Annotated in this window: 19 protein-coding genes; 17 read left to right on the plus strand and 2 right to left on the minus strand. The window is 42.3% G+C overall.

Annotated elements, in window-relative coordinates:
• The first annotated feature begins 49 nt into the window (after positions 1-49).
• From ACQKMP_RS12210 to ACQKMP_RS12225, 4 genes are all read left to right on the plus strand, one after another.
• On the plus strand, positions 50-1,405 hold the full coding sequence (locus tag ACQKMP_RS12210; RefSeq protein WP_076286555.1) for an MFS transporter: 1,356 nt from the start codon (positions 50-52) through the stop codon (positions 1,403-1,405).
• 33 nt (positions 1,406-1,438) lie between these two features.
• Positions 1,439-3,703, plus strand: coding sequence for a beta-glucosidase family protein (locus tag ACQKMP_RS12215; protein ID WP_427469462.1), 2,265 nt, complete (start codon positions 1,439-1,441; stop codon positions 3,701-3,703).
• Between the two features lie 24 nt (positions 3,704-3,727).
• Positions 3,728-5,428 (plus strand): glycoside hydrolase family 3 protein, encoded by a 1,701-nt coding sequence (locus ACQKMP_RS12220; RefSeq protein ID WP_427469463.1) that lies wholly within the window; start codon positions 3,728-3,730, stop codon positions 5,426-5,428.
• A 123-nt stretch (positions 5,429-5,551) separates the two neighbouring features.
• Positions 5,552-8,086 carry a GH39 family glycosyl hydrolase gene (locus ACQKMP_RS12225; RefSeq protein WP_427469464.1) on the plus strand — a complete coding sequence of 845 codons (2,535 nt, stop codon included), beginning with the start codon at positions 5,552-5,554 and terminating at the stop codon, positions 8,084-8,086.
• Here ACQKMP_RS12225 and ACQKMP_RS12230 read toward each other — a convergent pair.
• Entirely contained in the window at positions 8,034-8,879 is an 846-nt protein-coding gene (locus tag ACQKMP_RS12230) for a lipase family protein (RefSeq protein ID WP_081393246.1), read from the minus strand. The genes ACQKMP_RS12225 and ACQKMP_RS12230 overlap by 53 nt on opposite strands.
• Before the next feature lie 174 nt (positions 8,880-9,053).
• Between ACQKMP_RS12230 and ACQKMP_RS12235 the strand changes: the two genes are divergently transcribed.
• The 13 genes from ACQKMP_RS12235 (at position 9,054) to nagA (ending at position 26,106) form a co-directional block, all read left to right on the plus strand.
• A complete protein-coding gene (locus tag ACQKMP_RS12235; protein WP_427469466.1) occupies positions 9,054-10,856 on the plus strand; it encodes a cache domain-containing sensor histidine kinase in 1,803 nt (600 codons plus the stop codon).
• Positions 10,834-12,477 (plus strand): response regulator transcription factor, encoded by a 1,644-nt coding sequence (locus ACQKMP_RS12240; protein WP_427469467.1) that lies wholly within the window; start codon positions 10,834-10,836, stop codon positions 12,475-12,477. Before ACQKMP_RS12235 ends, ACQKMP_RS12240 begins: the two co-directional genes overlap by 23 nt.
• A 22-nt stretch (positions 12,478-12,499) precedes the next feature.
• Positions 12,500-13,879, plus strand: coding sequence for a carbohydrate ABC transporter substrate-binding protein (locus ACQKMP_RS12245; protein WP_339265885.1), 1,380 nt, complete (start codon positions 12,500-12,502; stop codon positions 13,877-13,879).
• Between the two features lie 114 nt (positions 13,880-13,993).
• Positions 13,994-16,021, plus strand: a complete 2,028-nt coding sequence (locus tag ACQKMP_RS12250; protein ID WP_427469468.1) for a DUF5107 domain-containing protein — start codon at positions 13,994-13,996, stop codon at positions 16,019-16,021.
• Between the two features lie 180 nt (positions 16,022-16,201).
• The gene (locus ACQKMP_RS12255) at positions 16,202-17,614 is read left to right on the plus strand and encodes an ABC transporter substrate-binding protein (RefSeq protein ID WP_427469469.1); all 1,413 of its coding nucleotides are present in this window, start codon (positions 16,202-16,204) and stop codon (positions 17,612-17,614) included.
• A gap of 174 nt (positions 17,615-17,788) precedes the next feature.
• Positions 17,789-18,694: a carbohydrate ABC transporter permease gene (locus tag ACQKMP_RS12260; protein ID WP_076286547.1), complete on the plus strand. Its 906-nt coding sequence runs from the start codon at positions 17,789-17,791 to the stop codon at positions 18,692-18,694.
• Between the two features lie 15 nt (positions 18,695-18,709).
• Positions 18,710-19,540 carry a carbohydrate ABC transporter permease gene (locus tag ACQKMP_RS12265; RefSeq protein WP_042189739.1) on the plus strand — a complete coding sequence of 277 codons (831 nt, stop codon included), beginning with the start codon at positions 18,710-18,712 and terminating at the stop codon, positions 19,538-19,540.
• A gap of 160 nt (positions 19,541-19,700) precedes the next feature.
• Entirely contained in the window at positions 19,701-20,408 is a 708-nt protein-coding gene (locus ACQKMP_RS12270; RefSeq protein WP_042189737.1) for a DNA alkylation repair protein, read from the plus strand.
• Between the two features lie 111 nt (positions 20,409-20,519).
• On the plus strand, positions 20,520-21,809 hold the full coding sequence (locus ACQKMP_RS12275) for a serine dehydratase subunit alpha family protein (RefSeq protein ID WP_076299336.1): 1,290 nt from the start codon (positions 20,520-20,522) through the stop codon (positions 21,807-21,809).
• 196 nt (positions 21,810-22,005) lie between these two features.
• Entirely contained in the window at positions 22,006-23,472 is a 1,467-nt protein-coding gene (locus tag ACQKMP_RS12280; RefSeq protein ID WP_427469470.1) for a protein adenylyltransferase SelO, read from the plus strand.
• A 38-nt stretch (positions 23,473-23,510) separates the two neighbouring features.
• On the plus strand, positions 23,511-23,990 hold the full coding sequence (locus ACQKMP_RS12285) for a DinB family protein (protein ID WP_076299334.1): 480 nt from the start codon (positions 23,511-23,513) through the stop codon (positions 23,988-23,990).
• Between the two features lie 164 nt (positions 23,991-24,154).
• Positions 24,155-24,940 carry a DeoR/GlpR family DNA-binding transcription regulator gene (locus tag ACQKMP_RS12290; RefSeq protein WP_081382852.1) on the plus strand — a complete coding sequence of 262 codons (786 nt, stop codon included), beginning with the start codon at positions 24,155-24,157 and terminating at the stop codon, positions 24,938-24,940.
• Positions 24,941-24,963: 23 nt separating this feature from the next.
• Positions 24,964-26,106, plus strand: coding sequence for an N-acetylglucosamine-6-phosphate deacetylase (gene nagA / locus ACQKMP_RS12295; protein WP_339265875.1), 1,143 nt, complete (start codon positions 24,964-24,966; stop codon positions 26,104-26,106).
• Between the two features lie 27 nt (positions 26,107-26,133).
• Here nagA and ACQKMP_RS12300 read toward each other — a convergent pair whose 3' ends face one another.
• Entirely contained in the window at positions 26,134-26,907 is a 774-nt protein-coding gene (locus tag ACQKMP_RS12300; RefSeq protein ID WP_427469471.1) for an AraC family transcriptional regulator, read from the minus strand.
• Between the last annotated feature and the right edge of the window lie 10 nt (positions 26,908-26,917).

The following is a 26,917-nucleotide window of genomic DNA, read 5'->3' on the forward strand; positions in this document are numbered from 1 at the left end:
ATGCAATTAAGAAAGCGCTAACAAAATGCGGCGCAGGGGAGATGGTAGTATGAATGAAAATCAAATGCCATGGAGAGAGCGTATCAGTTATGGGCTAGGGGATACCGCGTCAAATCTGATATTCCAGATGACAACACTTTACCTCATGTACTTCTATACGGATGTGTTTGGTCTGAACCCAGGTGCGGTAGCTGTGGTATTTCTTGTTGCACGGGTAATCGACGCGATCGTCGAGCCGTTCATTGGTGTTATGATTGACCGCACGCAAACAAAGTGGGGGAAATGCAGACCCTATTTTCTTTGGCTTGCTGTTCCTTTCAGCTTGACTGCAGTACTTATGTTTTTGACGCCGGATTTTGGTGATACGGGCAAACTTGTATACGCATACATTTCGTACACCGTGCTCGGTATTATGTATTCCGGTATTAATCTACCACTGTCTGCAATCCTGCCAAGTCTGACTAGTAATTCTAATGAACGTACAGTGATCAATACGGTTCGTATGATATTCGCCGTGATTGGGGTTGTTACAGTTAGTGCTGGAACGATGCCGCTTGTGAAAGCTTTTGGTGGTGGCGATCAAGCAAAGGGTTTTCTGGTCACCATGATCTTGTTCTCAAGCATTGCACTGCTGCTGTTTCTAAACATGTTTGCGAACACTAAAGAACGAGTAAAAGCCATTGATGAAAAACCGCTTCCGATGCGAGAAGGTGTTAAAGCGCTCAAAGGCAATGTGCCTTGGTTGATCATGCTTCTGATGAGCTTGTTCCTGTGGATCACAACATCGATACAAGGACAGACCAGCATTTATTATATGACCTATTATATGAAAAAGCCTGAACTCATTCCTATCGTGAATTCGATGCAATTGTTGATGATATTTTCGATGGTGATCGCTCCTTTTGTAGTGAAGAAAATTGGAAAAAGGAACACAATTATTATGGGATCAGTGGTTTCTATCATTGGCTACCTTATTGCAATTACTGGGGGGAATGCCCTTTCTGTTCCGGTGCTGTTGGCAGGGCTTCTTATAAGCGGGCTTGGCATGGGAGTAGGAGCAGGTCTGATTTTTGCAATGATGGCCGACACGGTTGATTATGGGGAGTGGAAATCAGGTGTTCGGGCACAAGGCCTACTTTATTCTGCTGCTAGTTTTGGGGTTAAGGTGGGGATGGGACTCGGTGGAGCACTTGGTGGGGTGATATTGTCGATGGGTGGTTATGTAGCTAACTCCACGGCGCAGTCAGAATCCGCATTAGCTGCGATTTCATTTAACTATTTGTGGGCACCGATTATTGGCCAAATTATTATGATTACTTTGCTGTTGTTCTATCGTCTTGACAAGGATCAACCCGTTATGATGCGTGAGCTCGAGGAACGTCGCAATTCTTCTATCGCTATGTAAAGAAACTAGTCATTCATAAGGAGTGAAATGAACATGGTACCTAACATTCAAGAAATTATTGCACAAATGACTTTAGAGGAAAAAGCAGGTCTTTGCTCAGGACTAGATTTTTGGCAGACAAAAGCCGTCGAACGACTAGGTATTCCATCCATCATGATGACAGATGGTCCACATGGTCTGCGTAAGCAAAAAGCTGGGAATGATCATTTGGGTATATTCGATAGTGTCCCTTCTACTTGTTTTCCGGCAGGAGCTGGAATGGCTTGTTCTTGGGACCGGGAGCTAATCAAGCAGGTGGGCGCAGCCATTGGGGAAGAGTGTCAGGCAGAAGATGTCTCTATTTTACTGGGGCCTGGAGTTAATATTAAACGTTCACCCTTATGCGGCCGCAATTTTGAATATTTCTCTGAAGATCCGTATTTATCCTCCGAGATGGCAATAGGCCATATTGAAGGTGTTCAGAGCCAAGGCGTTGGAACTTCGTTAAAACACTTTGCTGCAAATAATCAAGAGCATCGGCGTATGTCTGTAGATGCAATTGTAGATGACCGTACACTAAGGGAAATCTATTTGGCGAGCTTCGAAAGCGTGGTGAAAAAAGCGCAGCCATGGACCGTTATGTGCTCCTACAATCAGGTGAACGGTGAGTATGCTTCAGAGAATCCGTATTTACTCACGGATATATTAAAAGAAGAATGGGGACATGAAGGGTTCGTAGTTTCTGACTGGGGTGCGGTGAATGAGCGAGCTAAAGGCTTAGCGGCAGGTTTGGAGCTAGAAATGCCGTCAAGTAATGGTGCCGGTGATCAGAAGATTATCGATGCGGTTCAGAGCGGAACATTATCTGAAGCAGCACTGGATCGTGCGGTGGGTCGCTTGCTCTCTATAATTTTCAAAGCTGTTGAGAATGACAAAGAAAATGCTTCCTATGATCCTGAGGCACATCACCAATTAGCTAGAGTTGCTGCCAGAGAAAGTATGGTACTTCTTAAAAATGAGGGGGGGCTTCTTCCTCTGAAACGTGAGGGATCCTATGCGGTGATCGGTGATTTTGCCCGTAATCCACGGTATCAAGGTGGTGGAAGCTCACATATCAAGCCAACTAGGTTGGATGATATATATTACAGCCTTCTAGAAGAAGCGGGTTCATATGCGAAATTGAGTTATTCTCAAGGTTACGTTTCTGATAGCGATGAGCCGAGTCTGGAACTTATTGGGCAAGCCATAGAAGCCGCTTCACAAGCAGATACGGCGCTTGTGTTCGTCGGATTGCCAGAGCGCTATGAGTCTGAAGGCTACGACCGGACTCATCTTCGTATTCCAGAGAGTCAGATCCGCTTGATCGAAGCAGTCGCTGATGTTCAGCCTAACACTGTCGTTGTGTTGAGTAACGGATCGGCCATTGAAATGCCTTGGATCAGCAACGTCAAAGCTGTGCTTGAGGGTTATCTAGGTGGGCAAGCGCTTGGTGGTGCCATCTCCGATCTGTTATTCGGAAACGTAAGCCCATCAGGTAAGCTGGCAGAGACCTTCCCTTTGCAGCTGGAACATAATCCTTCCTACTTAAATTTCCCTGGCGAAGGAGATACCGTTGAATACAAGGAAGGATTGTTCGTAGGATACCGCTACTACGATGCTAAGCGAATTGCACCTTTATTCCCGTTTGGTTATGGTCTCAGCTATACAACATTTGCATACTCTGATCTTTCGGTAAGTTCGCACTCTTTGAAAGATACTGACACGCTGCAAGTAAGCGTGAAAGTTACCAATACTGGCGCTATGCAAGGCAAAGAAGTAGTACAGCTATATGTAAAAGACGTACTCAGTAATATGGTGCGGCCAGAGAAGGAGTTAAAGGGCTTCGCGAAGGTAGATCTGCAGCCTGGGGAAACGAAGCAGGTAAGCTTTACGCTTGATAGCAGAGCGTTTGCTTATTATAACGTGAAGCTGAAAGATTGGCATGTGGAAACCGGTGAATTTGAAATTTTGGTGGGAGCTTCTTCCCAAGAGATCCTGCTTGTTGAGTCTGTGGTTGTTGAATCAACTGTATCCCTTGCTAAATCCTATACCCGTAATTCAACTATAGGTGATCTTATGGGAGATCCACAGGCTGCTGCTATTATTCAAGCCATGCTGTCACAAGCTGGTGAGATGATGCCCATGCTTCAGGATGGCTCGGATATGATGATCGAGATGATGCGCAACATGCCGATTCGTGCAATGGTTATGTTCAGTCAAGGTGCTATGACGGAACAAGGGTTAGATGAGCTGATTAATCTATTGAATTCCAATAAATAAATCTGGGAGAGTGAGATAAAAGACATGATAGATTTGAAAGCTAAACCGTTTCATCTAGATGATGAGGGGATTAAATGGGTAGAACAAACCTTAGCCTCTCTGGATTTGGCGGGCAAGGTCGGGCAGTTATTTTGCCCGATCGGGTTCACCGATGATAAGACGCAGCTGGCACTTTTGACACAAGGGATTAAGATTGGCGGGATTATGTTCCGTCCCGGTCCAGGAGAGATGGTGCAAGAAACACATCGCTACTTGCAGGATACATCGGATATTCCGCTTCTAATTGCAGCTAATCTTGAAGCAGGAGGTAATGGTTCTGCGGCAGAGGGTACTTTCTTCGGCAAGCAGCTGCAAGTGGCGGCGACGGATAACACCGAAATGGCTCGTAAACTTGGGATCATTGCCGCGCGGGAGGGTGGTGCTGTAGGCTGTAACTGGGCTTTCGCACCCATTCTCGATATCGACTATAATTTCCGTAACCCGATAACCAACGTTAGAACATTTGGTTCTGATCCGCAGAGAGTGGCTCGCATGAGCAAGGCTTATACCGAAGCGATTCAAGATCATGGCATGGCGGTATCTATTAAACACTTCCCTGGAGATGGCGTTGACGAAAGGGACCAGCATTTGTTGACCTCTATTAACTCACTTTCAGTGGAAGAGTGGGATGCTACCTTTGGAAAGGTATATGCGGATTGTATAGAAGCTGGCGCGCATACGGTTATGGTAGGGCATATCGCTCATCCCGCCTATTCTAGAGAATTACGTCCGGGGATTACAGATTTGGAGATTATGCCTGCAACGTTAGCTCCTGAGCTTTTAAATGATTTATTGCGTAACAAGCTCGGCTTTAATGGATTAATTACTACAGATGCTACGCCAATGGCGGGATTCACGATGGCAATGAAGCGGGAGCTAGCGGTTCCGACATCCATAGCTGCAGGTTGTGATATGTTCCTCTTTAACAAGAGTTTAGAAGAAGACTTTGCCTATATGATGAAAGGAATTGAGACCGGCATTCTGACGGAGGAACGCGTGAACGAAGCAGTGACTCGTATTCTTGCAGTGAAAGCTGCGCTGGGACTTCATAAGAAGAAACAACAAGGCACGCTCGTTCCAGAAAAAGAAGCCCTTTCCGTCCTTGCTTGCGAAGAGCATGTGCGTTGGGCTCAGGAATGTGCAGATGAGTCAGTTACATTAGTGAAGGATACACAGGAGATGCTCCCCATTAGTCCTGAGAGTCACAAACGTCTACTGGTATTCACACTAGGAGGCGAGGAAGGATTATTCGGAGGGGCAGATATTGCACCGTACTTCATTTCCAAGCTAAAAGAGGAAGGATTCGAGGTAACGCTCTTTAATAAGAGTGAAGTTGATTTCAGTGCCATGTTCGGAGGTGTAAAAGCGTTAACGGATCACTATGATGCTTCGGTCTATATCTCAAATCTGGAGACCCATAGTAATCAAACCGTTGTACGGATTAATTGGGCACCTCCATTTGGGGCAGACATGCCATGGTTTATTCAAGAAATGCCAACGATGTTCATTTCTGTAGCGAATCCTTATCATTTGATCGACGTCCCGCGTATACCAACGTTCATTAATGCCTATTCACCAAGTAATTATGTGGTAGATGCACTGATTGAGAAGCTTGTGGGACGTTCCTCCTTTAAAGGAATTAATCCTGTGGATCCGTTTTGTGGCTATTGGGATACACAACTATAATCAGAATTTATAGTCATCTGTAATAGTATCAAGCGATTGAATAGGATAGTTCTATTCAATCGCTTTTTTTATAATATAATAGGGCATAAGACATTTATTGAGAGAGTGAGAGGAGGGTGCTAGTTGCAAAGCTACACCTACGAAAATATTGAGATGGACGATCATCTTCCGGTCCACATGTTTTTGCACAGTACCCATCAGGTCCCGAATCATTGGCATGATAGCATTGAAATATTATTCGTACTCAAGGGGAAACTTGAACTTTTCACAAAGGACAGATTTAGAGAGTTAAATGAAGAAGATTTGTTCTTGATTAATGCTAATGAAATTCATGCGATTAAAGCTGAAGAGAATAATTTGGTGCTAGCGCTGCAAATTCCAGTTTCTTATTTACTTCTGATTGAACCTCAGATCGAAAGAATGTTATTCGATTGTAATTCTGCGGCTGCTAGCTATGAAGAACAATCTAAGTTTGATGAACTTCGTACATTGCTGGCTGAGATGATGCTGCTCCACAATAAGCGCCCACAAGGGTATCATCTACGCATACAGTCCTGTCTTCTTAATTTAACTTATTTACTCATGCAAGGGTTTCGTGAACAAGACCAAAGTCCTGAGAAACATGATGATAAGCATCGTGAACGGCTATTGCGAATTACCTCTTATGTCAAAGAGAACTACAATCGGGCAATTAACATCCAGCAGTTGGCTCTTCAGGAGTATTTGACCGTTCCGTATTTGTCGCGTTTTTTCAAAGAGTATATGGGTACTTCCTTTACCAAATATGTGAATGCGGTGCGTTTGGATAAAGCTGTAAAAGATTTGACGCTTACCAATCTATCCATCACACAGATCGCTCATGATCATGGGTTTCCCAACCTGAAATCCTTTAATGCGGTGTTTAAAGAGTTCTATCGACAGACGCCTGGAGAATACCGGAAGACGGTCTTGGACGGACGCAGTTCATTTCAGAAAAGCAGTGTGGCCCAGTTTAACTACTTTGACATGAATCCCACACAGGCGTTTGAGTCGCTTTTCAAATATCTGCCTAACAAGAATTTATCAGCTACTTCCAATCTACCAGTTGCCCTTCATATACATAAGCAGACCCATGAGATTTCGGTAAAATCTAACCAAAGCAAGGAGCTTGCGCATACTTGGAAGAAGCTCATGACGGTGGGAAAGGCCAATGAGGTATTGTTTGCAGAGGTACAAAGACATATCAAGCAAATGCAACAGGAGATTGGGTTTCAGTATATACGGTTTCACGGTATTTTTGATGATGAGATGATGATTTATGGCGAGAATGAGCGGGGAGAAGTGAGCTTAAACTTTGCTTATAGCGATTCATTATTTGATTTTTTACTGTGCTCCGGATTGAAACCGTTTTTAGAGCTTTCTTTTTTACCACGCCAGCTTGCGGGAGAGGGAGCTAGTTCTGTTTTTTATAAAAAGAGCTTGGTGGGTAGTCCTAAGGACCTCGGTAAGTGGAATCAGATGATTCATCAGTTTATTACACATTACATCCATAGATATGGCATTCATGAAGTGCGGCAGTGGTATTTCGAGGTGTGGAACGAACCGGAAATCCATATTTTTTGGCCAGATACTTATGAAGCTTACTGTGAACTGTTCATTTCAACATTTCAAACCATCAAATCCATAGATTCTGAGCTACGTGTGGGGGGGCCAGGTGTTTTATCTCTTACGTTAATGCAGTCAGATTGGCTGACAAGGTTTATGAATGATGTGTGCAGACGAGGCGTAAAGCCTGATTTTATATCCTTTCACAGTTATCCGTATGATGAATCGTTAAGATCAACTCAAGTGATTCAGGTGGATTATGAAGAGAATCCGGATGTGTTGTTTCAGAAAATAGAGCTTTCAGCGGATACAGAATATTTATCGCGAGTCATTAATAAATTGAAGAAAACCGTATCGGAAGCTATGGGAAGTGATGTTCCTGAACTGCATATGACAGAATGGAATGCCACAGGCTCACACCGTGATTTAGTGAATGATACATGCTTTAAGGCAGCCTATATCGTGAAAAATGTACTGGAAAATATGGATGGTCTCCATAGTTTTGGTTATTGGACGGCTACGGATTTGCTAGAGGAGTTCAAAATGTCGTCAGAAACGTTTCATGGAGGTTTGGGGCTGATGACATATAACGGGATACCAAAGCCATCCTTCTACGCGTTTAAACTGCTTGCAAAGTTAGGCCGCCAATTCATTCATCAAGGGGAAGGATATTACATTACTAGTAGTGATATGGGGCTGCAGGTGATGATGTATGCTTACGCGCATATCGATTCATTGTACCAAAAAGGTGATGCCTCACTCATTAATCGCATGAATAGATACGATGTGTTCGAAGAAGGTGGAGACATAGAGTTGACGTTGGAGCTTACAGATATTCAGCCAGGCTCGTATACGATCAAAAGACATACAATTAACAGACAAAATGGAAGCGTTTTCGACCTGTGGGTACGAATGGGGGCGCCTCATCCTATAGATGCTGACACCCTTAATTATTTGAAGCAAGCGAGCTGCCCGCAACTGACCTTTGAACAAGTCGAAATAACGAGCACCTATTCGTTAATTAGTAAGTTGTCTCCGCATGAGGTGCAGTTGGTGGAATTGATGCGCTTATGATGGGGTTATTTACAACTGGACAGAATCCTGGGTTCGTTAGACAAAGTTCCTCGGAGTATTGCGGTTGAAGCTTGGATAGCTCTGTGAAATAGTAGCTGATCATATGATTACCACTTGCCGATCCATTCTGAAATGACAGTGATAAAAAAGTGTGGACATGACTGTAATAGTACTTCGTTTCCCGTTTAGGTAGCCTGTATACATGTGGAGGCGCGTAGGTAACAACATCAAAGAGATTGGCATAACGGTAGCTCTTGCGGACATATTGTTTAAAAGCATTAACGAAGTTCGGATCGCCTACACGTGGTGAACCATAGGTGTACAGAATAGGTGAGATGTGCGAGGTGTTGGCCGCAAGATCAATAGCACATAAAGTGGCGAGTGCTCCGCCAAGACTGTGACCAGTAATGTATAAGGTCTTATCGGGAGATAACTTAGCGAGTGTAGAGATAATCCCATCGCGCGCTGATGAGTAGATATTCGTGAAACCGCGGTGGGTAAGGGTATCTTCTTTAATGTAATTGAATCTCTCTTGTGAGGCCATAACGTTTGACATCCAATCGGTTGTGGAGCTGGTTCCTCGGAAAGCAACGATAATCTCTTGTGGAGATTCCAAAATAAATCCAAAGCGTTCCCACACCTCGCTGATGGATCTTGCTTCAATCGTATCCACGATCTGATAATCTAATGGAACGACGAACGAACCCTCTTTATTTGAGAACTGCGCATAGGTCTGTCCGCAGATAGCAGCTAGAAAGATAGCCCTTTGCTCTTGATCATTTTTGGTACCCATGTGCATCCCGCCCTTCTTCCTAAACTATATTAGGGGGACGAGGGAGAGATTCCTATATCATGCGAGACCCTGTACTAATGTGAAAGGGCTAAATTCTACACCGCTTGAATACTTACTTCAGATGATCTGTTATTAGGAGGTTTAACGATATGAATCTAACTTTAGTGTACGTAAATGATTAAATTACTTCGAAAGTCAAAAGTTCAGCGACGCTTAATGATTTCATTTCTGCTGCTGGCTATTATCCCACTGTGCACCTTCGGCTTTCTAGCTTACCATAAATCGAATGAAGCAATCACCTCTAAGACAACTACCTTTGTAAATGATATATTACGCCTCTTAGGAAGCAAGATCGGAACAGAAGTGGCCAAATATGAGACTTTCGCCGATCAAATCATGTTGAATGGAGATATTCAGCAAGCACTGCTCCGCTACAATAGATTGAGTGATCTTGATATTAGTAACATACATAAGAAGTTTGAAGACACTGTGTTAAGCGATAAATTTTGGCTGTTTGCTACAATCAAAACACTACAGATTCTAACTAATAATGGACAAGTTCTGTACGATTATGGATACGAAGAATTTACTACAGAGGATAAACAGCGAATATTTGCTCAGGCCAAACAGAATAAAAGTGCAGATATCTGGACCACAGCCCATACCACAGCTGGTGATAATATCCTTTCAATGTCTAGGAGGATTCCACTTTCATATGGATCGGGTGAAACTGTAGGGTTCGTCATTATGGGGATTGATGAGGAATTATTCTCACAGATTTTGTTTGGAAGCATTAATATGGGACAGGGTAGTGAACAAATCATTATGAATGATGCAGGAGAAATATTGACGAGCAACAACCACTTGTTTCAGTCGGATCAAGATTTGGAAGCTAATCGTACTTTAAATCATTTGATTAATTCCCGTATGGAGACGGGGACAGTAACGCTGCGGGCAGAACCCTACTTTTTCTTAAATACACATAATGAGGTACTTCATTGGAATGTAATTAGTTTAATTCCGCAAGCCTACTTGAATATGGGATCTGTAGAGATTAGAAATGAAATGTTCTTCATTGCCGTCATATGTGTAGTTGTTTCATCCTTATTTGCAACCTTCATCTCTGTTAGTATCTCCACCCCCCTTAAGAAGTTAGTGAGTGGAATGAACCAGGTCATGCGAGGTAATTTAAAGGTAGAAATAAACGACAATCATCCGGATGAAATCGGATACCTTTCAGGGAAATTTGAAGCCATGATCGAGGAAATCAAACTATTGATTGACCGTGTGGAGCAAGAACAGGCACAGAAGAGGGGTATTGAGCTACAAATGTTGCAGGCACAAATTAATCCGCATTTTCTATTTAATACATTGAGTTCGTTAAAATGGACGGCGATGCTAAGTCAGGCGGATAGTGTAAGCAATGGTTTAGGTGCACTGGCTGAATTACTTCGAAGTACAATTGTTCAGAAGAATGAACGGATAACGCTTGGGGAAGAGCTTCGGAACATCAAGAACTATGTCGTTATTCAACAAATTAGATACGGGATGTCATTACAGGTTGATGTGCAAATTCCTGAACAGTTATTAGATACTCAAGTGTTGAAATTTTTGCTTCAGCCCATTGTAGAGAATTCGATTATTCATGGACTAAGCGGCGAGAATATGGAACCTAGAATTACAATGACTGCTGAATTGAACGGAGAGGTGTTAAAGATTAAGTTAAGCGACAATGGGAAAGGGATGAGTGCTGAGAAGTTACAGGAGATATTGCAACTTAAAGATAATCATTCAGAGAATCGATTAGCAAATATCGGTATTGGAAATGTACGGGAGAGAATCAAATTACATTATGGAGACCCCTATGGATTAGAGATTTGGAGTAAGCCTGATCAAGGCACGGATGTTATCATCACGATACCTTATATTTCTACACTTCAGGAGGACTCAGCTGATGCGGATACTAATTGTGGATGATGAGAAAATAGTGAGGATTGCACTTAGTACACTAATAAAATGGGATGAATATGGTTTTAAATTAATGGGTGCTGTTGCAGATGGATACAAAGCTCTTGAGGTCATAGAGACAGAATCGATCGATATCGTGATTATGGATCTAGTGATGCCTAACATGGATGGACTTGAATTAATCCGAACGCTCAACGAACGCAAATTCACTGGGAAGTTTGTGGTGCTTAGTAATTATGATGATTATGCTTACGTGCGGGAAGCCATGAAGCTTGGAGCAGAAGATTATATGTTGAAGCTGACGCTTAAGCCAGATGAGCTGATTGTCTTGCTGACGAAGATCTCGGAGCAATTATTAACGGAACGAGAGCTTAAAGAACAGGACATTCATATGAAAATTAAGCTTAATGAAACGCAGCTTCAGCAACGGAACAGCATATGGAGAGAGCTTCTTTTAGATCAGGAGCAGGACATGGTTTATTTGTTACAAGAAACACAGAAGTACGGGATACCCTTCGATAGACTTGCTGGTAATCTTATTATGATAAGAATCGATGATTATGTGGAGGCGCTAAGTAACGGCAAAATTAATAACAAGAGGCTACTTAGCTTTTCTATAGCGAATATTGTGAAAGAAACCGTGTCTGATCACTTTGCATTTGATTTCATAGAGATGGAGAGTAATCAGTATATTGTTATAGTTTATGAACAGAGCGGTTATTCTGACGAACCCAGTTGGTTACTGTTGATGAATAACTTAGTGCAGATGCTTAAGCTGTATTTGAATTTAAGTGTCAGCATTACATTAAGTGATGCATTCGTAGGTTTGAAGCAGCTGAGAGAACAATACACTTTGTGTCTGCGAGCATCTACAAACAACTTTTATACGGGGCCTGCATCTGTCTTGGTTGCTGGGCATTCAAAGTTAACCCAGTCACTACACTCCATTAATTATGTGGAATGGTTGGATCAAGTCAAAGCAGCAGTTGAAGTAGGGAACACAAAGCTAGTATTGGAGAATATAAGCATATTATTTAATGAGGCAAAACAAATCAAATGGGACCCTTCAGCCTTAAAATTTCACCTTTTGGGATTATTATCTGACCTAGACAACTTGATCTTAAAATGGAACACACAAGTACTATCATCCACTGAACAAAATAGAGTAGGGGCAACAACGCTCTTAGAGAGTTTTGAGAGTGATATTTCACAAGCTGAGTCTATGGAAGGGCTTAGTCTATCTATTGAACAAGCGATGCAGGAAGCCATTAATCTATTGTATCAAGTTAAAAGTAATATTTATCGCAAAGAAGTACTTCGAATCACGGAGATTTTGCAGAAGAATGTTGAGAATAAAATAACGCTTGACCGTCTCGCTCAAGAAGTAAATATGAATGTTAATTACTTATGCCGTGTATTTAAGCAAGATACGGGTAGAAGCATTGTTCAATATATGAATGAACTAAAAATCAATAAAGCGATTGAATTGTTAAAGCTTCCGGATACGAGGATTAAAGAGGTGGCTTCACAGGTGGGGATAGATGATCCGTTTTATTTTAATCGGGTATTTAAGAAGATCGTGGGGCTTAGTCCTTCAGATTTCCGTAAGAAATTACTCGCAACTAAATAAGTCCAAGGAGGAGGCACCTGTTATGAAATATGTGGAATCTATTAAAAATAGTTTAATATTCGCAGGTGTGATCCTATTATTATGGGCTAGTGCAGGATGTACTCCTTCAGATTCGAGCCTGAGCAAAATACAATCCTCCCAAGTGAAACATGAGTTCGCGAACAAAATTCTGAACTTAGCTGTATTTGAGGGAGGGCAAGGAAAGGATTATTGGCTTGCGGTGAAACAACGATTTGAATCAGACTATCCAGGGGTAACTGTTAATTTGACTGCAAGCCCCAAGATCATGGAAATACTTAAACCGCAAATCGCAGTTGGTAATCCACCCGATATCATTTATATCTCACAGAGTGAGACGACAGGTATGATTGAAGAAATGTTAAGAGATAAATTATTACTCGATTTGACGGATGTATTTGAAGGGAATGCTCTCGATAATCAAGAACCTCTTAAGAATAAAATGCTGGATGGTATTTTAGATTATGCTAATCCCTTAGGGGATGGAAAAATTTATGCCGCACCGTTCTATACCTCTCCAATGGGGCTAATCTATAACAAGACTCTTTTTGAGAAAAAAGGCTGGAAGCTCCCAGAGACATGGGATGAATTCTTGAAGTTAGGTGAGCTCGCTAAGAAGGATGGAAGATCACTATTTACCTACCAAGGTTTGTTTCCGGGTTATTTAGAGTCTATTTTCTGGCCGTCAGTGGCATCTGTAGGGGGGATGGAAGACGTCTGGAAGGCGGAAAATTATGAGAAGGATGCATTTAGGTCCGATTCCGTCAGACAAATAGCTGAGGTGTTGAGTGCTATAGCACAAAAAGGTTATGTCATGCCAGGAACCGTTAAGTTAAGCCATACACAAGCACAGGCTGCTTTTCTACAAGGTAAGGCATTGTTCATTCCCTGCGGAATATGGATAGAGAATGAAATGAAAGGCACTCCACGCGAAGAAGGATTCGAATTTGGTTTTCTCGCACCACCTGTGTTTAATAAGGGGGATCAGAGGTATGTCATGTCCTATTTGGATAGCCTGTTTATTCCCGCCAAGGCGAAGAATATTGAACTTGCCAAGGAGTTCCTGCGTTATCAATACAATGATGATATCGTTCAATTAAATGCGGAGAAATCCAAAGGTATAGTCACGGTTAAAAATGGTCTGGAAATCGTAAAGCCATACACTTCTCCAATATTCTATGATTCCGTTCAGATATCTCAAAAAGATGTAGCACCGATTGTTTTTCAATGGAAACAAGCATCGCAGCTAGTCATCAAAGACGTAGAGGCAATATGGAACCCCATAACTGGCCTAATGAGCAATACGCTGACTGTTAAACAGTGGCAAGATGAGGTTGAGAAAATAACCAAGAGTGTGCGGGAATTAAGTTCTTCTAAAGAATAAACCTGTTTATTGAGTGTCCTAAATCGTACAGGTTTTGTTCAATTCTGTTAATGGTAGCTTTAGCATTTAGCAGTGTAAAATTGGATTAACTATATGGGATTGGATGTGACGTGAATGAGTGTAGTCATTTCAACATTAACTCTTGAAGGCGCATTATTAGAAGGAGAGAATCCTCTTCCAATGTTCAGAAACAGAGACCATCATACAAAAGTGGGGGATAATGGTACACTTACGCCAGAATTGAGACAGCAGCTGGGTGAACATACAGGTGGGAGATATTTACCTTATCGCATGCAGGATCGCTATACACGTGAAAGAAAACCGATGGTTATGAAGTCGATTGTATTGGAAAATGACATCTTAAAAGCAGTCTTTTTACCTGAGTATGGAGGTAGACTCTATTCGCTTAAAGATAAACGTACGAATAAAGATATACTGTATACAAATCCTGTCTTTCAACCGGCTAATTTAGCGATTCTTAACGCTTGGTTCTCTGGAGGGATTGAATGGAATGTGGGACAGGTAGGTCACACCTTTACGACCGCATCTCCCGTACATGCTGCCAAATTGATGGATGATAATGGCAATGAATTTCTAAGAATTTATGAATATGAGCGTTGTAAGAACATTTTTTGGCATATTGATTTTCATCTTCCTCAAGGGGCTAAGGAACTCTCTGTCTATGTAAGAATCATTAATGATAGCAAAGCGTCGGTTCCTATGTATTATTGGACAAATATTGCAGCACCGGAAACCTTGCAATCAAGAGTATTCTCATCCACTAGTAAGGTTATCTATATTGATCACCAAGTAAAGGGGTTTGGATTGGGAGATTTGCCAGTGCTTCCTTCAGTTCCAAATGAAGACTCGTCATATCCAATGAGAATTCCTTTCTCTAACGAGTATTTTTTTCAGACAGAAGCAGATTATAAATCCCCGTGGGAAGCGATTGCCTATGAGGATGGTAGTTTATTCTACGAACGTTCGACTAGCCTCTTAAGATATCGTAAGTTATTTTGCTGGGGCAACCATGCAGGTGGTAGAAGATGGTGCGATTTCTTAGCGAAGCCAGGCGAAGGTAATTATGTTGAGATACAAGCAGGGCTTGCTCCAACACAGATGCATGGACTAGATATGCCTGCGAATTCAATATGGGATTTCACGCAAATATTCGGTGTTACTCAGGTGGATGCACATAAGGCAAATCAAAGGGATTGGTCTGAGGCTCGGGATTTTATTGAAACGCAAGTCAATGAACAATTGCAAGAAGATGAAGTGTATATTCTTCATGAGAAGTTGCAAACTTATGCTAATTTAACACCATCAGAACTATTGCACTCAGGCTCAGGCTGGGGAGCACTCGAGGACATTCGCAGAAAAGCTCATGCTGAAAGGTCGATTCCGGATGGATTTTTATTCTTGGAATCCAGTATTGCAGCACCGCAACTTCCATGGTTAGGCCTGTTACAAGAAGGTGGTTTGCCAGAGGGAGATGTGCAAGATATTCCGGCCTCTTGGATGGTCCAAGAAGAATGGATGGAATTGCTTCGTACCAGTCTAGAGCATGCAGATAATCAAACGTGGGATTCCTACTTGCATTACGGCACTATGCTCTATGAGCATGGATTGGAAGATCAAGCTATAACTGCATGGCATCAATCGCTTGAATTGAAGCCATCTGCTTGGGTTTATCGTAATCTGGCGATTACCTCTGAACAGAGAGGAGAGGCAGATCAGGCTCTGGTCTATTATGAACTGGCGTATTCTTTATACAATGGCTTTCCAGACAGAGCATTTGCAGATGAGTATATTAGCATGTTGATTAGAAATAAACAATTTGCTAAGGCTTGGAGTGTGTACGAATCACTTCCTGAAGAGTTCAGGCAAAGTGATCGTCTTCAAATTATTATTGGAGCTGCTGCTCAGGAGTTGGATCATAATGAATTCCTATTAAACTTATTCCAGAAAGAATTTGCTGTGATTCGTGAAGGTGAAGTTACGATTGTGGAGCTGTGGTATAAATATCAAGCTAAGAAGCTAGCAGAGAGCAGAAACAATGTATTATCTGAAGAATTAATGAAGGAAGCTATCACCTTAAATCCACCGCCTAATAACATTGATTTTAGAATAGTTGGAGCTTAAACCAAGAGAGAGTTTCGATGATTTTAATCGAAGCTCTCTTTTTTTTAGGATGCTGAAGGTGATTAAAATTTAGATAAAATTGTGCATGCTTTGTTCAATATCGTCGATGTTAGACCTGAGTTGCTTCGTTATATACTTACTTGTGAAAGCACTTTCATATTTGAGGGGGATGCTACACACGTGAAAAAAAGACAAAAGAAGCTCACAGGTTTGTTGCTTGCTATGTCGATGGTTCTAACGTTATTGGCTGGTTGTGGATCAAGCAATACAACGAACAATGCTGCCCCGCCTGAAGCAACTAAGGAGAACACCCCTACAGCTACAACTGAGGCTACCACCGAAGTTAAAGTTTCTGGACTAGAAGGTAAGGTAGTATTCTGGTCGATGTGGAGCAGCACTGAACCACAAGCGAAGGTTATTGAGTCTGCAGTTGCTGAATTCAAGGCGGCTAATCCAGAAGTTGAAGTGGATCTGAAGTTTACCGGTCGTGATATCTTAAAATTGATCAAGCCTGCTTTGGATGGAGGAGAGCAAATTGATATCTGGGAAGCCGATCCAGGTAGCCCAGCTGGTATTCAAGGGATGAAAGATTACGTTATGAAGCTTGATGATTTGCTTGCGGAGCCATCCATCGGAATGGAAGGCAAGTCAGTAAAGGATTCAATGATTCCAAGCTTGTTAAGCTGGATACAATCGCTATCCACAAAGTACGGTTTAGAAGAAGGTATTTATTCGATTCCGCAGCAACCGTATGCAGTACTCTTTTTCTATAACAAGGAAGTGTATGAGAAGGCTGGGATAACAAAAGCGCCTGCCACTTGGGACGAATTCCTTGCAGATGCTGAAAAAATCAAAGCAGCAGGTTCAGCACCGCTTACCTTTGATGACGCATATCGGGACTTATTTATTGGATCCTATCTGGCAAATGCGATGGGGGCAGATTGGGTAAGCCAGCTTGTACAGGATAAGACCGGTGAGATGTGGAATGATCCAATCATTCTTCAATTCGCTAAAGATATGGCTAATTTAAACGCTAAAGGTTTTTTCTCTAATAAAATTGCCGGAAGTAAATATCCTGCGGCTCAGCAAGATCTCGTGCTTGGTGGTTCTGCCGCTTATCTAAATGGAACATGGCTTCCGAATGAAGTGCTTGCTACCTCAGGACCAGATTTCAAATGGGGCACGTTTCAATTCCCAGATGTTCCAAATGGAAACGGTAAAGGTGGAAAACAAGGGTTGATCTTTGGATCTCAAGGGATGTTCATTAATAAATCGAGCAAGAATGCAGAGGCTGCTTTTGAGCTTATCAAACATATCGTTAGTAAGCAGATACAAGAAAAAATGGCGAAGGATGCACTTGCGATCCCAGCAACTATTGATTCTGAATGGCCTGCGATGCTTGCTGAAGCAGAAGCTGCTTTTCTAAATGCAAAAGAAAATATGCCTTGGGGTGGAGGTATTGGTGATGGAGGAGACTTTACGCTTGCTACCATTGTGCCTACCTTCATGGAACTTATCACTGGCAAACTGAAGCCAGAAGAATTCGGGCCGAAGCTAAGTGCGGAAGCTAAGAAATTCTACGCCGGTAAATAAAACATAACAATTCCAAAATTACCCTCCGTCACTTCGTTCCCTTTTCTCGAGTCTTTTTGTTCAATCTAGATTTAATGTAAATCTATATGTGGCGGTCAATAGCGGCAGCTGCATATAGATTTTTTAAAGTATAAGGAAGAATAAGTTGCACATTATGATGCGGGGGATACAAAGATGAGAATTAGTAAACCGATTATTATGCTATTCCTTCTGCCTGCTATCCTGGTTTATATGTCGATCTTTTTTTATCCAACCTTGCGGGCAGTGTTTATGAGCTTTTACGAGATATCTAATATAAACAGTAGTATCAGTGAATGGAAATTTATTGGTTTAGACAATTACTGGGGGTTATTTCATAATTCCTATTTTTTAAATTCTTCATTAAATGTGCTTAAGATTTGGATTATTGGTGGACTCATTGTTTTCGTTATGGCTTTTTTCTTCTCCGTGCTTATTTCCTCCGGCGTTCGTTTCAAAGGCTTCTGGAGAGCCTTGATTTACCTGCCTAATACTGTATCTGTTGTTGTCATGTCAGTAATATGGCTTCAGTATGTGTATAATCCAACCTTTGGATTGTTGACACATGTATTTCGCCTTCTTGGACTTGAACAATTAGCCAATATTCAATGGACGGATGACCAGCATTTATTTTTATCCATGCTGATCGCTTTTTGTTTTGGATCAATTGGTTATTTCTTATTAATTCTTGGTGCGGCCATGGATCGGATACCTAATGATTACTACGAAGCAGCATTATTGGAAGGAGCAAACACAGTATATCAGTTCTTCCATATTACTCTTCCGTTACTCCGTGATGTGTTTAAGACCACGCTGGTGTTATGGACGGTTACAGCCATTAACTTCTTTGTATGGTCTTCCATTTTCGGGAGAAATGATCCACATACGATGACTCCTGGCTATTATATGTACTTGAAGGTATTTGGTGGGGAGAGAATTTCTGATACGCAAGCTTTTAATGTTGGAGCAGGGGCTGCGATTGGTGTATTGATTACTGTTGCAATTATTGGATTTTCCTTCTTGATTGGTCTGTTGTTTAGGAAGGATCGTTTAGAATATTAGGAAGGAGGAGACAATATGCGTTTTCACTCAATCACTCGAATCATACGATATGTTCCATTAGTAGTCTGGCTTATCTTTACAATTATTATTTTTGGATACGCATTCCTTGCTTCACTCAGCACGACAAGAGAGATATTTACGAACAAACTACTGGCGAGCGGATTTCATTTCTCTAACTATACCCGATTATTCGAAGAAACGAAGATCGGCTTGTACTTTTTGAACAGTCTAGTTTATACGGTAACCTCTTGCGTAGGTATTATTGTTGTTGCAGCTCCGGCTGCTTATATATTGGGAAGAATTCAGTTTAGGGGAAAAAGGTTAGTTGATTTAATGTTTATCTCGGCATTATCAGTTCCGGGGCTATTGATCTCGATCCCGTTGTTTTCGTTATTTTATTCATTGAATTTAACAGGCTCAACATTTACGTTAATCTTTGTATACATTTTTACGAATGTCCCTTTTGCTGTATTTTTGCTTACAGGGTTCTTTGCATCCATTCCGAAAGAATTGGAGGAATCAGCAGCGATCGATGGATGTGGGCCGATTAAAGCTTTTATCAAAATCATCTTACCTATGGCACAGGCTGGTATTTTGACATTAACGATTTTTAATGTGATGGGGATTTGGAATGAATATTTTTATGCTCTGATCTTTGCTAATAATCCGGATCGACATCCAATAGCATTAGCTCTTCAATCCATCGTAGTAGGATATACGAATACTGGTAATTACTCGGGTATTTTTGCTGCGTCACTTCTGGTGTTCCTGCCCACGTTTATACTTTATCTTCTTGTGTCCAGAAAGATCGTTGCTGGGATTACAATCGGTTCTGTAAAAGGTTGAGGTAATAACCACCTAATAATATAGGTGGTTATTTGCGCACCCATAAGGATTTCTTAGGAAACTTAACTTGCGACAAGGAAACCCATACAGTACACTTTCTTTAACTAGTACAAACCTAAGATAGCTTGGGAAAGAACTTTGAAAAAGGAAGTGTTAAATAGTGGATTTAGAGATGGTCATGCAGGAGCTGGAAGCGCTTGGCAAGGAACGAACCAAGAAAATATATATGTCTAATGGAGCAAAGGAACCGCTATTTGGCGTGGCTACCGGAGCAATGAAGCCAATTTTCAAGAAAACCAAAATAAATCAGCCATTGGCTGAGGAACTTTACGCGACAGGGAACTATGATGCCATGTATTTTGCTGGCATCATTGCTGATCCCAATGCAATGACGGAAGCGGATTATGACCGATGGATGGATGCGGCTTATTTTTATATGCTGTCCGACTTTGTAGTGGCAGTAACCTTGGCAGAAGCAGATATTGCACAACAAGTTGCCGATAAATGGATCGCGAGTGGTGAAGAGCTGAGAATGTCAGCGGGCTGGAGCTGTTACTGCTGGCTGCTTGGCAGTCGGCCGGATGTTGAGTTTTCCGAAAGCAAGCTTGCTGGTATGCTTGAGATGGTGGAAAATACGATTCATGATTCTCCAGAACGTACCCAATACGCAATGAATAATTTCATGTACACAGTGGCCGTATCTTATTCGCCACTTCATGATAAGGCCAGTGAAACCGCAAGAACTGTAGGGCCAATTGAAGTTGATAAGAATAAGGCAAAAAGTAAATTGATTCACGCGTACGCAAATATTCAAAAAGCAGTCGACAAAGCTCGGCTTGGTTTTAAACGCAAGCATGTAAGATGTTGATCTAGCAGAAGCTTCTAGAGAAGAAAAAGGAAAAAGGATTCCCTGAAACTTCACTCTGCGTTACTATATAGAAATGACTCCAAGTGGGAGAGAGAAGGGGGAAAAGCATACATGGGCAACTTATTGGAAATTTTGCACAAGGAAGTCGTACCGGCAGAAGGCTGCACAGAGCCGATCGCAGTTGCGTATGCCGTCTCCTTGGCGGCAGAGCTTCTCGAGGAAGAAATAACGGGGATTCAGCTGCATCTCAGTGGTAATATTATTAAAAATGCAATGGGAGTGGGCATCCCTGGGACAGGCCAGACAGGTCTGCCTATCGCAGCAGCCCTTGGTGCGGTGGTCGGACGTTCGCACAAGGAGCTGGAAATCCTATCAGGTCTGACTCAGGATGAGCTAAAGCTGGCAAATGACCTGCTTGATCGAAAGCTGCTAAAAGTGGAGATAATGGACACTCCTGAGAAATTATATATTGAAGCACAGGTGAAGACAGAGAATCATACAGCGACTGCCATCCTTGCTAAAGAACACACTAATATAGAATATCTGGCTCTGGACGGAAAAAAAGTGACACCTAAGAAGTCTAAAGCAGATTGTGGCAAGCCTGGACTTTCTGATACTGAAGCCTATGAAGGCTCTGTAGATCGGATATTCGAGTTTATAACTACGGCTCCATTTTCAGACCTTAGCTTCCTCTTGGAAGGCGCTCGGATGAACAAAGCGATTTCCGAAGAGGGACTCCGAGGCGATTATGGGTTGCAAGTAGGGAAGAAGATGAATCAGCAATCTGCTGTGAATTTGTTCGGCAATGATGTAGCGAACAAAATAATAGCGGCTACTGCTGCGGCTTCAGATGCTCGCATGGATGGCAGCGCAATGCCTGTGATGACAACAGCGGGTAGCGGTAATCAAGGCATCGCCTGTACGCTTCCTGTTATATCTTTGGCGGAATTACTTGGCAAGGATGAAGAGACGCTAGCTCGGGCGCTTGCACTAAGTAATCTGGTCACTGTGCATATCAAGCATTATATTGGGCGGTTGTCGCCTTTATGTGGTTCAGGAATTGCAGGTGGAGTTGGAGCGAATAGCGGGATCATCTATCTCATGGACGGCACTCTTGAGCAGATCAAGCATGGGATACAGAATACGATAGCCTCTTTATCAGGCATGATTTGCGACGGTGCAAATTCAACCTGTGCGTTGAAGATATCCACCTCCACCAATACGGCGATTCAGGCAGCCACACTGGCGATGAACAATATTGCTCCTACAACCAAGGATGGAGTTATTTTCGAAGAGGTGGAAGACACTATCCGCAACATGGAGCGGCTGGTTCAGGAAGGTCTGGCGGATACTGACAAGACCATCTTAAATATCATGCTCTCCAAAGGCGGAGCGAATTAGCTTCCTTTAAGGTAATAACAGGTTAGAACATCATAATTTAAGACCGTCTGGTTCCCTACATGAATGGCAGGAGACTGGGCGGTCTTTTTATCTATTCAGTAAGGGTATTTGTTATTGCGAAGATTTGCATTAAATTTTAACATAACTTATTCTGAGATCATAAAGGCATAGACTGATGGTATAAAAAGGAGATATTATGACGGAGAAGATAGATATAGGATGGAACTTTGAGAACAGTTATGCTCATCTGCCGGAATTCATGTTTACAAGGATCAAACCAACTCCTGTGCGTAAGCCGGAGCTAGTTATTTTAAATGAACCATTGGCTACTGCCTTAGGGCTGAATAGCACAGCACTACATAGTAAGGAGGGGGTTCAGAATCTTGCAGGCAATGAAGTCCCTGAAGGTACTGTGTCCCTTGCTCAAGCGTATGCTGGACATCAATTCGGACATTTTACCATGTTAGGTGACGGCCGAGCTGCGCTGATTGGTGAGCAGATCACACCCCAAGGTGAACGCGTAGACATTCAGCTTAAGGGCGCGGGAAGAACACCATATTCTCGTGGTGGCGATGGCCGAGCCGGACTTGGACCGATGCTTCGTGAATATATCATCAGCGAAGCCATGCATGGTTTGGGTATTCCTACCACTCGCAGCTTGGCAGTGGTAACTACTGGAGAAACGATCATTCGAGAAACAGAGCAGCCGGGTGCTATTCTGACCCGAGTTGCTGCAAGTCATCTACGGGTGGGCACCTTTCAATATGTTGCAGCGTGGGGTACTGTTGAGGATGTCCGTACTCTGGCAGATTACACATTACAAAGACATTATCCGGAAGCTGTTTCTCAAGAGAATCGTTATCTTTTCCTGCTTCGGGAAGTGATTGGACGTCAGGCTGAATTAATTGCCAAGTGGCAGCTGGTAGGATTTATTCACGGAGTAATGAACACCGACAACATGGCGCTTAGCGGAGAAACGATTGATTATGGTCCTTGCGCCTTCATGGATGTGTATCATCCAGAAACGGTATTCAGTTCCATTGACCAGCAGGGTCGTTATGCCTATGGCAATCAACCGGGTATTGCCTCTTGGAATCTCGCGAGATTCGCGGAGACTCTCCTGCCATTGCTGGCTGATGATCAAGAACAGGCGATTCAGCTCGCTGAAGAGGAAATTGCAGATTTTAAAGAGCGGTCTTACCATCACTGGCTCTCAGGTATGAGGGCGAAGCTCGGAATCTTCAACGAAGAGGTAGAGGATGTAGCGCTAATTGAGGATCTGCTAGATTTGATGCAGAAATATCGGGCAGACTATACCAATACCTTCCGTGCCCTAACTTTAGAGAAGCTGGAAGAAACCGCTCTGTTTGGTGCAGTGGAATTTACGAAGTGGCAAGAGTTATGGCAGGCTAGACTTAGCAGACAGCAGCAATCGAAAGAGGTTTCGCTGCAGCTAATGCGCAATAGTAATCCTGCGATCATTCCGCGGAACCACAGGGTAGAAGAAGCGCTCCAAGCGGCAGTACAACAGGAAGATTACAGTGTGATGGAGCAATTGCTTAAAGCTCTTTCCAATCCTTACGCTTATTCCCCTGAACAGGATGAATACTCGGCACTACCTGAGGAATCAGCACGTCCATATCGAACCTTCTGCGGCACTTGATTTGCTGATAATGATCTAAATAATGAGGTGAAGTAAGAATGTTTCATGCATATGATGTTCTGGCTAACCAGTTGCTAGCTAATGCGAATGATCCAAGTTGGTATGTGCCCTTTGAGGTAGCCGTAAAAGACTTAAGCGAAGAAGAAGCATTTTGGAAAGTAACGGAAGAAAGCAATAGTATTGCTGAGATAGTGCAGCATCTGCTCTACTGGAATGAAACTTGGCAAACAAGGTATAAAGAAAAGAGTATCCATGCGGTTCCTTCAGTGGATAACAATAATACCTTTGTCGTTGCAGAAGGAGTAACGTTCCAAGAGCTTCAACAACAACTCTTAGAAGTTCTTTTACGTTGGCAGGAACTGATTACAAAGGAACAATTGGATGCCGATGTTCAAGAATTCCAAGGCAGTCAGTGGTGGGAAGTAATAGGCAATGTGACAACACATAACGCGTATCACGTGGGGCAAATCGTTTTTATTCGAAAGTTCCAAAAGAGTTGGAATCGCACTATGAAGTGAATTGAAGGACGTTAACGGATGTACATTCATCTGGCTAACGTCTTTTTTGCGAAAATCAATGAAGATAAGTTGCATGAAATACTTACATATACTTATAATTACTTATTTAATACTTGCAAATACTTACTTAATAACTTATGATGACTTTAGGAGGTGCATACATGATGTTTCAAGAGGAGAGATTGTTAAAAATACTCGAATATTTGAAACAACACCAATCGATGAGTGTTCAAGAGATCTGTACGCAATTTGATGTATCCAGAGATACCGCACGTAGGGATATTGTTAGATTAGTACAAGAAGGTGTTGTGATCCGAACGCATGGAGGGGTATCGTTACCTGAGTTACAAAAAGAATTGTTATCTTATCAGGATCGATTGATCGATGAATCTGAGAGTAAGCAGAGGATAGGGAAGGCTGCGGCGCAGCTTATCCAAGATCATGAGACTGTGATTTTAGATGTATCTACCACCGTGCAATTTGTAGCAGAACAGATCAGTGCGAAGGATATTACGGTTGTTACGCACTCGATTGATAACGTAGGGATCTTGTCACAGCGGGAGGATCTGCAAATTTATGTTCTTGGTGGTTACTTGAATGTGAAAAACCGCCTGTTATATGGCCCTTCTATTATCGATAAACTTAGTGAAATCCGTGCTGATAAAGCCTTTATTGGAGCATCCGCGATCCGTGCTGATGGACTCTACTATCCATATGAAGAAGATGTGCGGGTGAAGAGAGAAATGGCCCGAAGATCAGATCAAGTCATCTTAGTGGCTGATCACACCAAATTTATTGGCAAATCATTTTTCCGTCTAGACTTTGAGTTCGTTGACATTCTAATTACCGATCGGGAACTCCCCAGTGAGATCAGAGAAATTCTAGATCAGAAGAACATCACAGTGATTGAATGTCCAGAAGAAACTGAAGAGGCTCGAGAGCAAGACTGATAACAAAACAGAGGAGGATATTTATGTCTTATATTCTGCAAAATGTACAAGTGGCGCTTCAGAATCGTATTGTCCCAGCGGCTAATGTGTGGATTTCTGAAGGGAAAATTATAAAGATAGATACAGAGGATCTTTCGATTCCAGAGGGACAACATGAACGGATTGACGGTGGTGGCCATTTATTAGTACCCGGGATGATAGATGTTCATATTCATGGCGCCAATGGCTTCGATATGATGGACGGTACGGAAAAGAGTATTCAAGAGGTCTCAAGTGCTTGTGCTTCATCTGGCTGTACCTCATTTTTGGCTACCTCTGTGAGTTCTACGCTAGAAGATCTTTTAGAAATGATTCGTAGTGTCAAGCGTGTGATCGGACATGAAGTGGGCGCAAAGATCGCAGGTATTCATTTAGAAGGACCTTACTTGAACCCGAAGCGAAAAGGAATGCAGAACGAAAAGTATCTACGCCATCCCAACTTAGAGGAAATGAACCTGATTTTTGAAGAAGCGGGTTCACTTATTAAGATGGTTACAATCGCTCCGGAGTTGCCGGGAGGGATGGAGCTCATTTCCTTTTTGAAAGAAAAGGGTGTAGTTATAGCCATCGCTCATTCGGATGCCACATATGAAGAAGCTAAACAAGCCTTTGCGTCGGGGGCAAGTCATGTTACGCATTGTTTTAATGGCATGCGGCCTATCCATCATCGAGATCCAGGGGTAATTGTGGCTGCTTTTGAAGAGAAGCATGTAAGCCTTCAAGCGATTGTGGACAACGTCCATCTGCACCCTGCAATTATTCGATTAATGCATACCTTGAAAGGACCAGAAGGAATGGTCTTGATTACAGATGCACTGCAAGCTATGGGATTAGGTGATGGGGATTATATGTTCGGAGGCCATCATGTTACAGTATCCGAGGGGGTAGCGAGACTGAAGGATGGAACGCTAGCTTCAAGCACAGTGACTATGAATGAAGCCTTACGTTATACTGTCGAAACTGGAATTCCATTGATAGACGCCGTAAAGATGGCTTCAACTACGCCGGCCAATATTCTTGGACTTCAACAAAAGGGGACAATAACATCCGGCTTTGATGCTGATCTGGTCCTCTTGGATGATGAATTTAAAGTGTGCTGGACAATGGTGAATGGTCAAATTTCATAAATCATGATGAATACAGGTTACTTCTGCTCAATGCAGTTGTAACCTGTATTCATGTGCGGTTATGCCAAATACACTTTTAAAATGCCGGTTCAAATGAGTTAAATCCACAAATCCACAATCTACTACAGCGGCATAGATATCCTTAGTTTTCTCAATGGACTGCTTGGCATGCTCTACCTTGCAATTCAAGAAAAATTGATAAGGTGATATTCCTGTATGTGTCTTAAACTCTCGGATAAATTGATATTTGGAAAGTCCAAACTCTTTACAGAGATCATCTAGTTTCAATACATGTTCTAAACTGCAGTACATCATTTCCTTTGCTTTTTTGACAAATTTATTATTTATCCTGTGCTCTGTAACTAGTTCAGTATTAGATACTACATGAACCAGGCTTAACAACAGCTCACTGCACAAGGACTCCTCTTTGCCATTCTGGATGGCATGACTTAGCGCTAATATGCACTGTGCCAATTTGTCATCGTATAGAATGGGAGAGGCGAAGCGAAGTTCTTTTTTTCCAAGGATCTCTTGTATCAAGGTTGGTTTGATATATAGCATGACATAATCAATACCTGCTTTATCATATGAATTGCCGTCATGCGTTTGCTCTCGATTAAATAGCATTACGCCATTTTTATGAGAGGATTGCAAGCTACCATCAAGGTTATATTGCTGAATGCCACGTAAGGTGACACCGATTGCGTATTCCTCATGGCAATGTTTTTTATAAGTGAAATCACTCATACTAGCTGACAATGTTAGGATATCTGCTGACTTTTTATAGTTGAATTTCTCCACGCTCTTAACC

Source organism: Paenibacillus sp. NPDC101420, assembly GCF_050277435.1.
Classification (GTDB): domain Bacteria; phylum Bacillota; class Bacilli; order Paenibacillales; family Paenibacillaceae; genus Paenibacillus_AQ.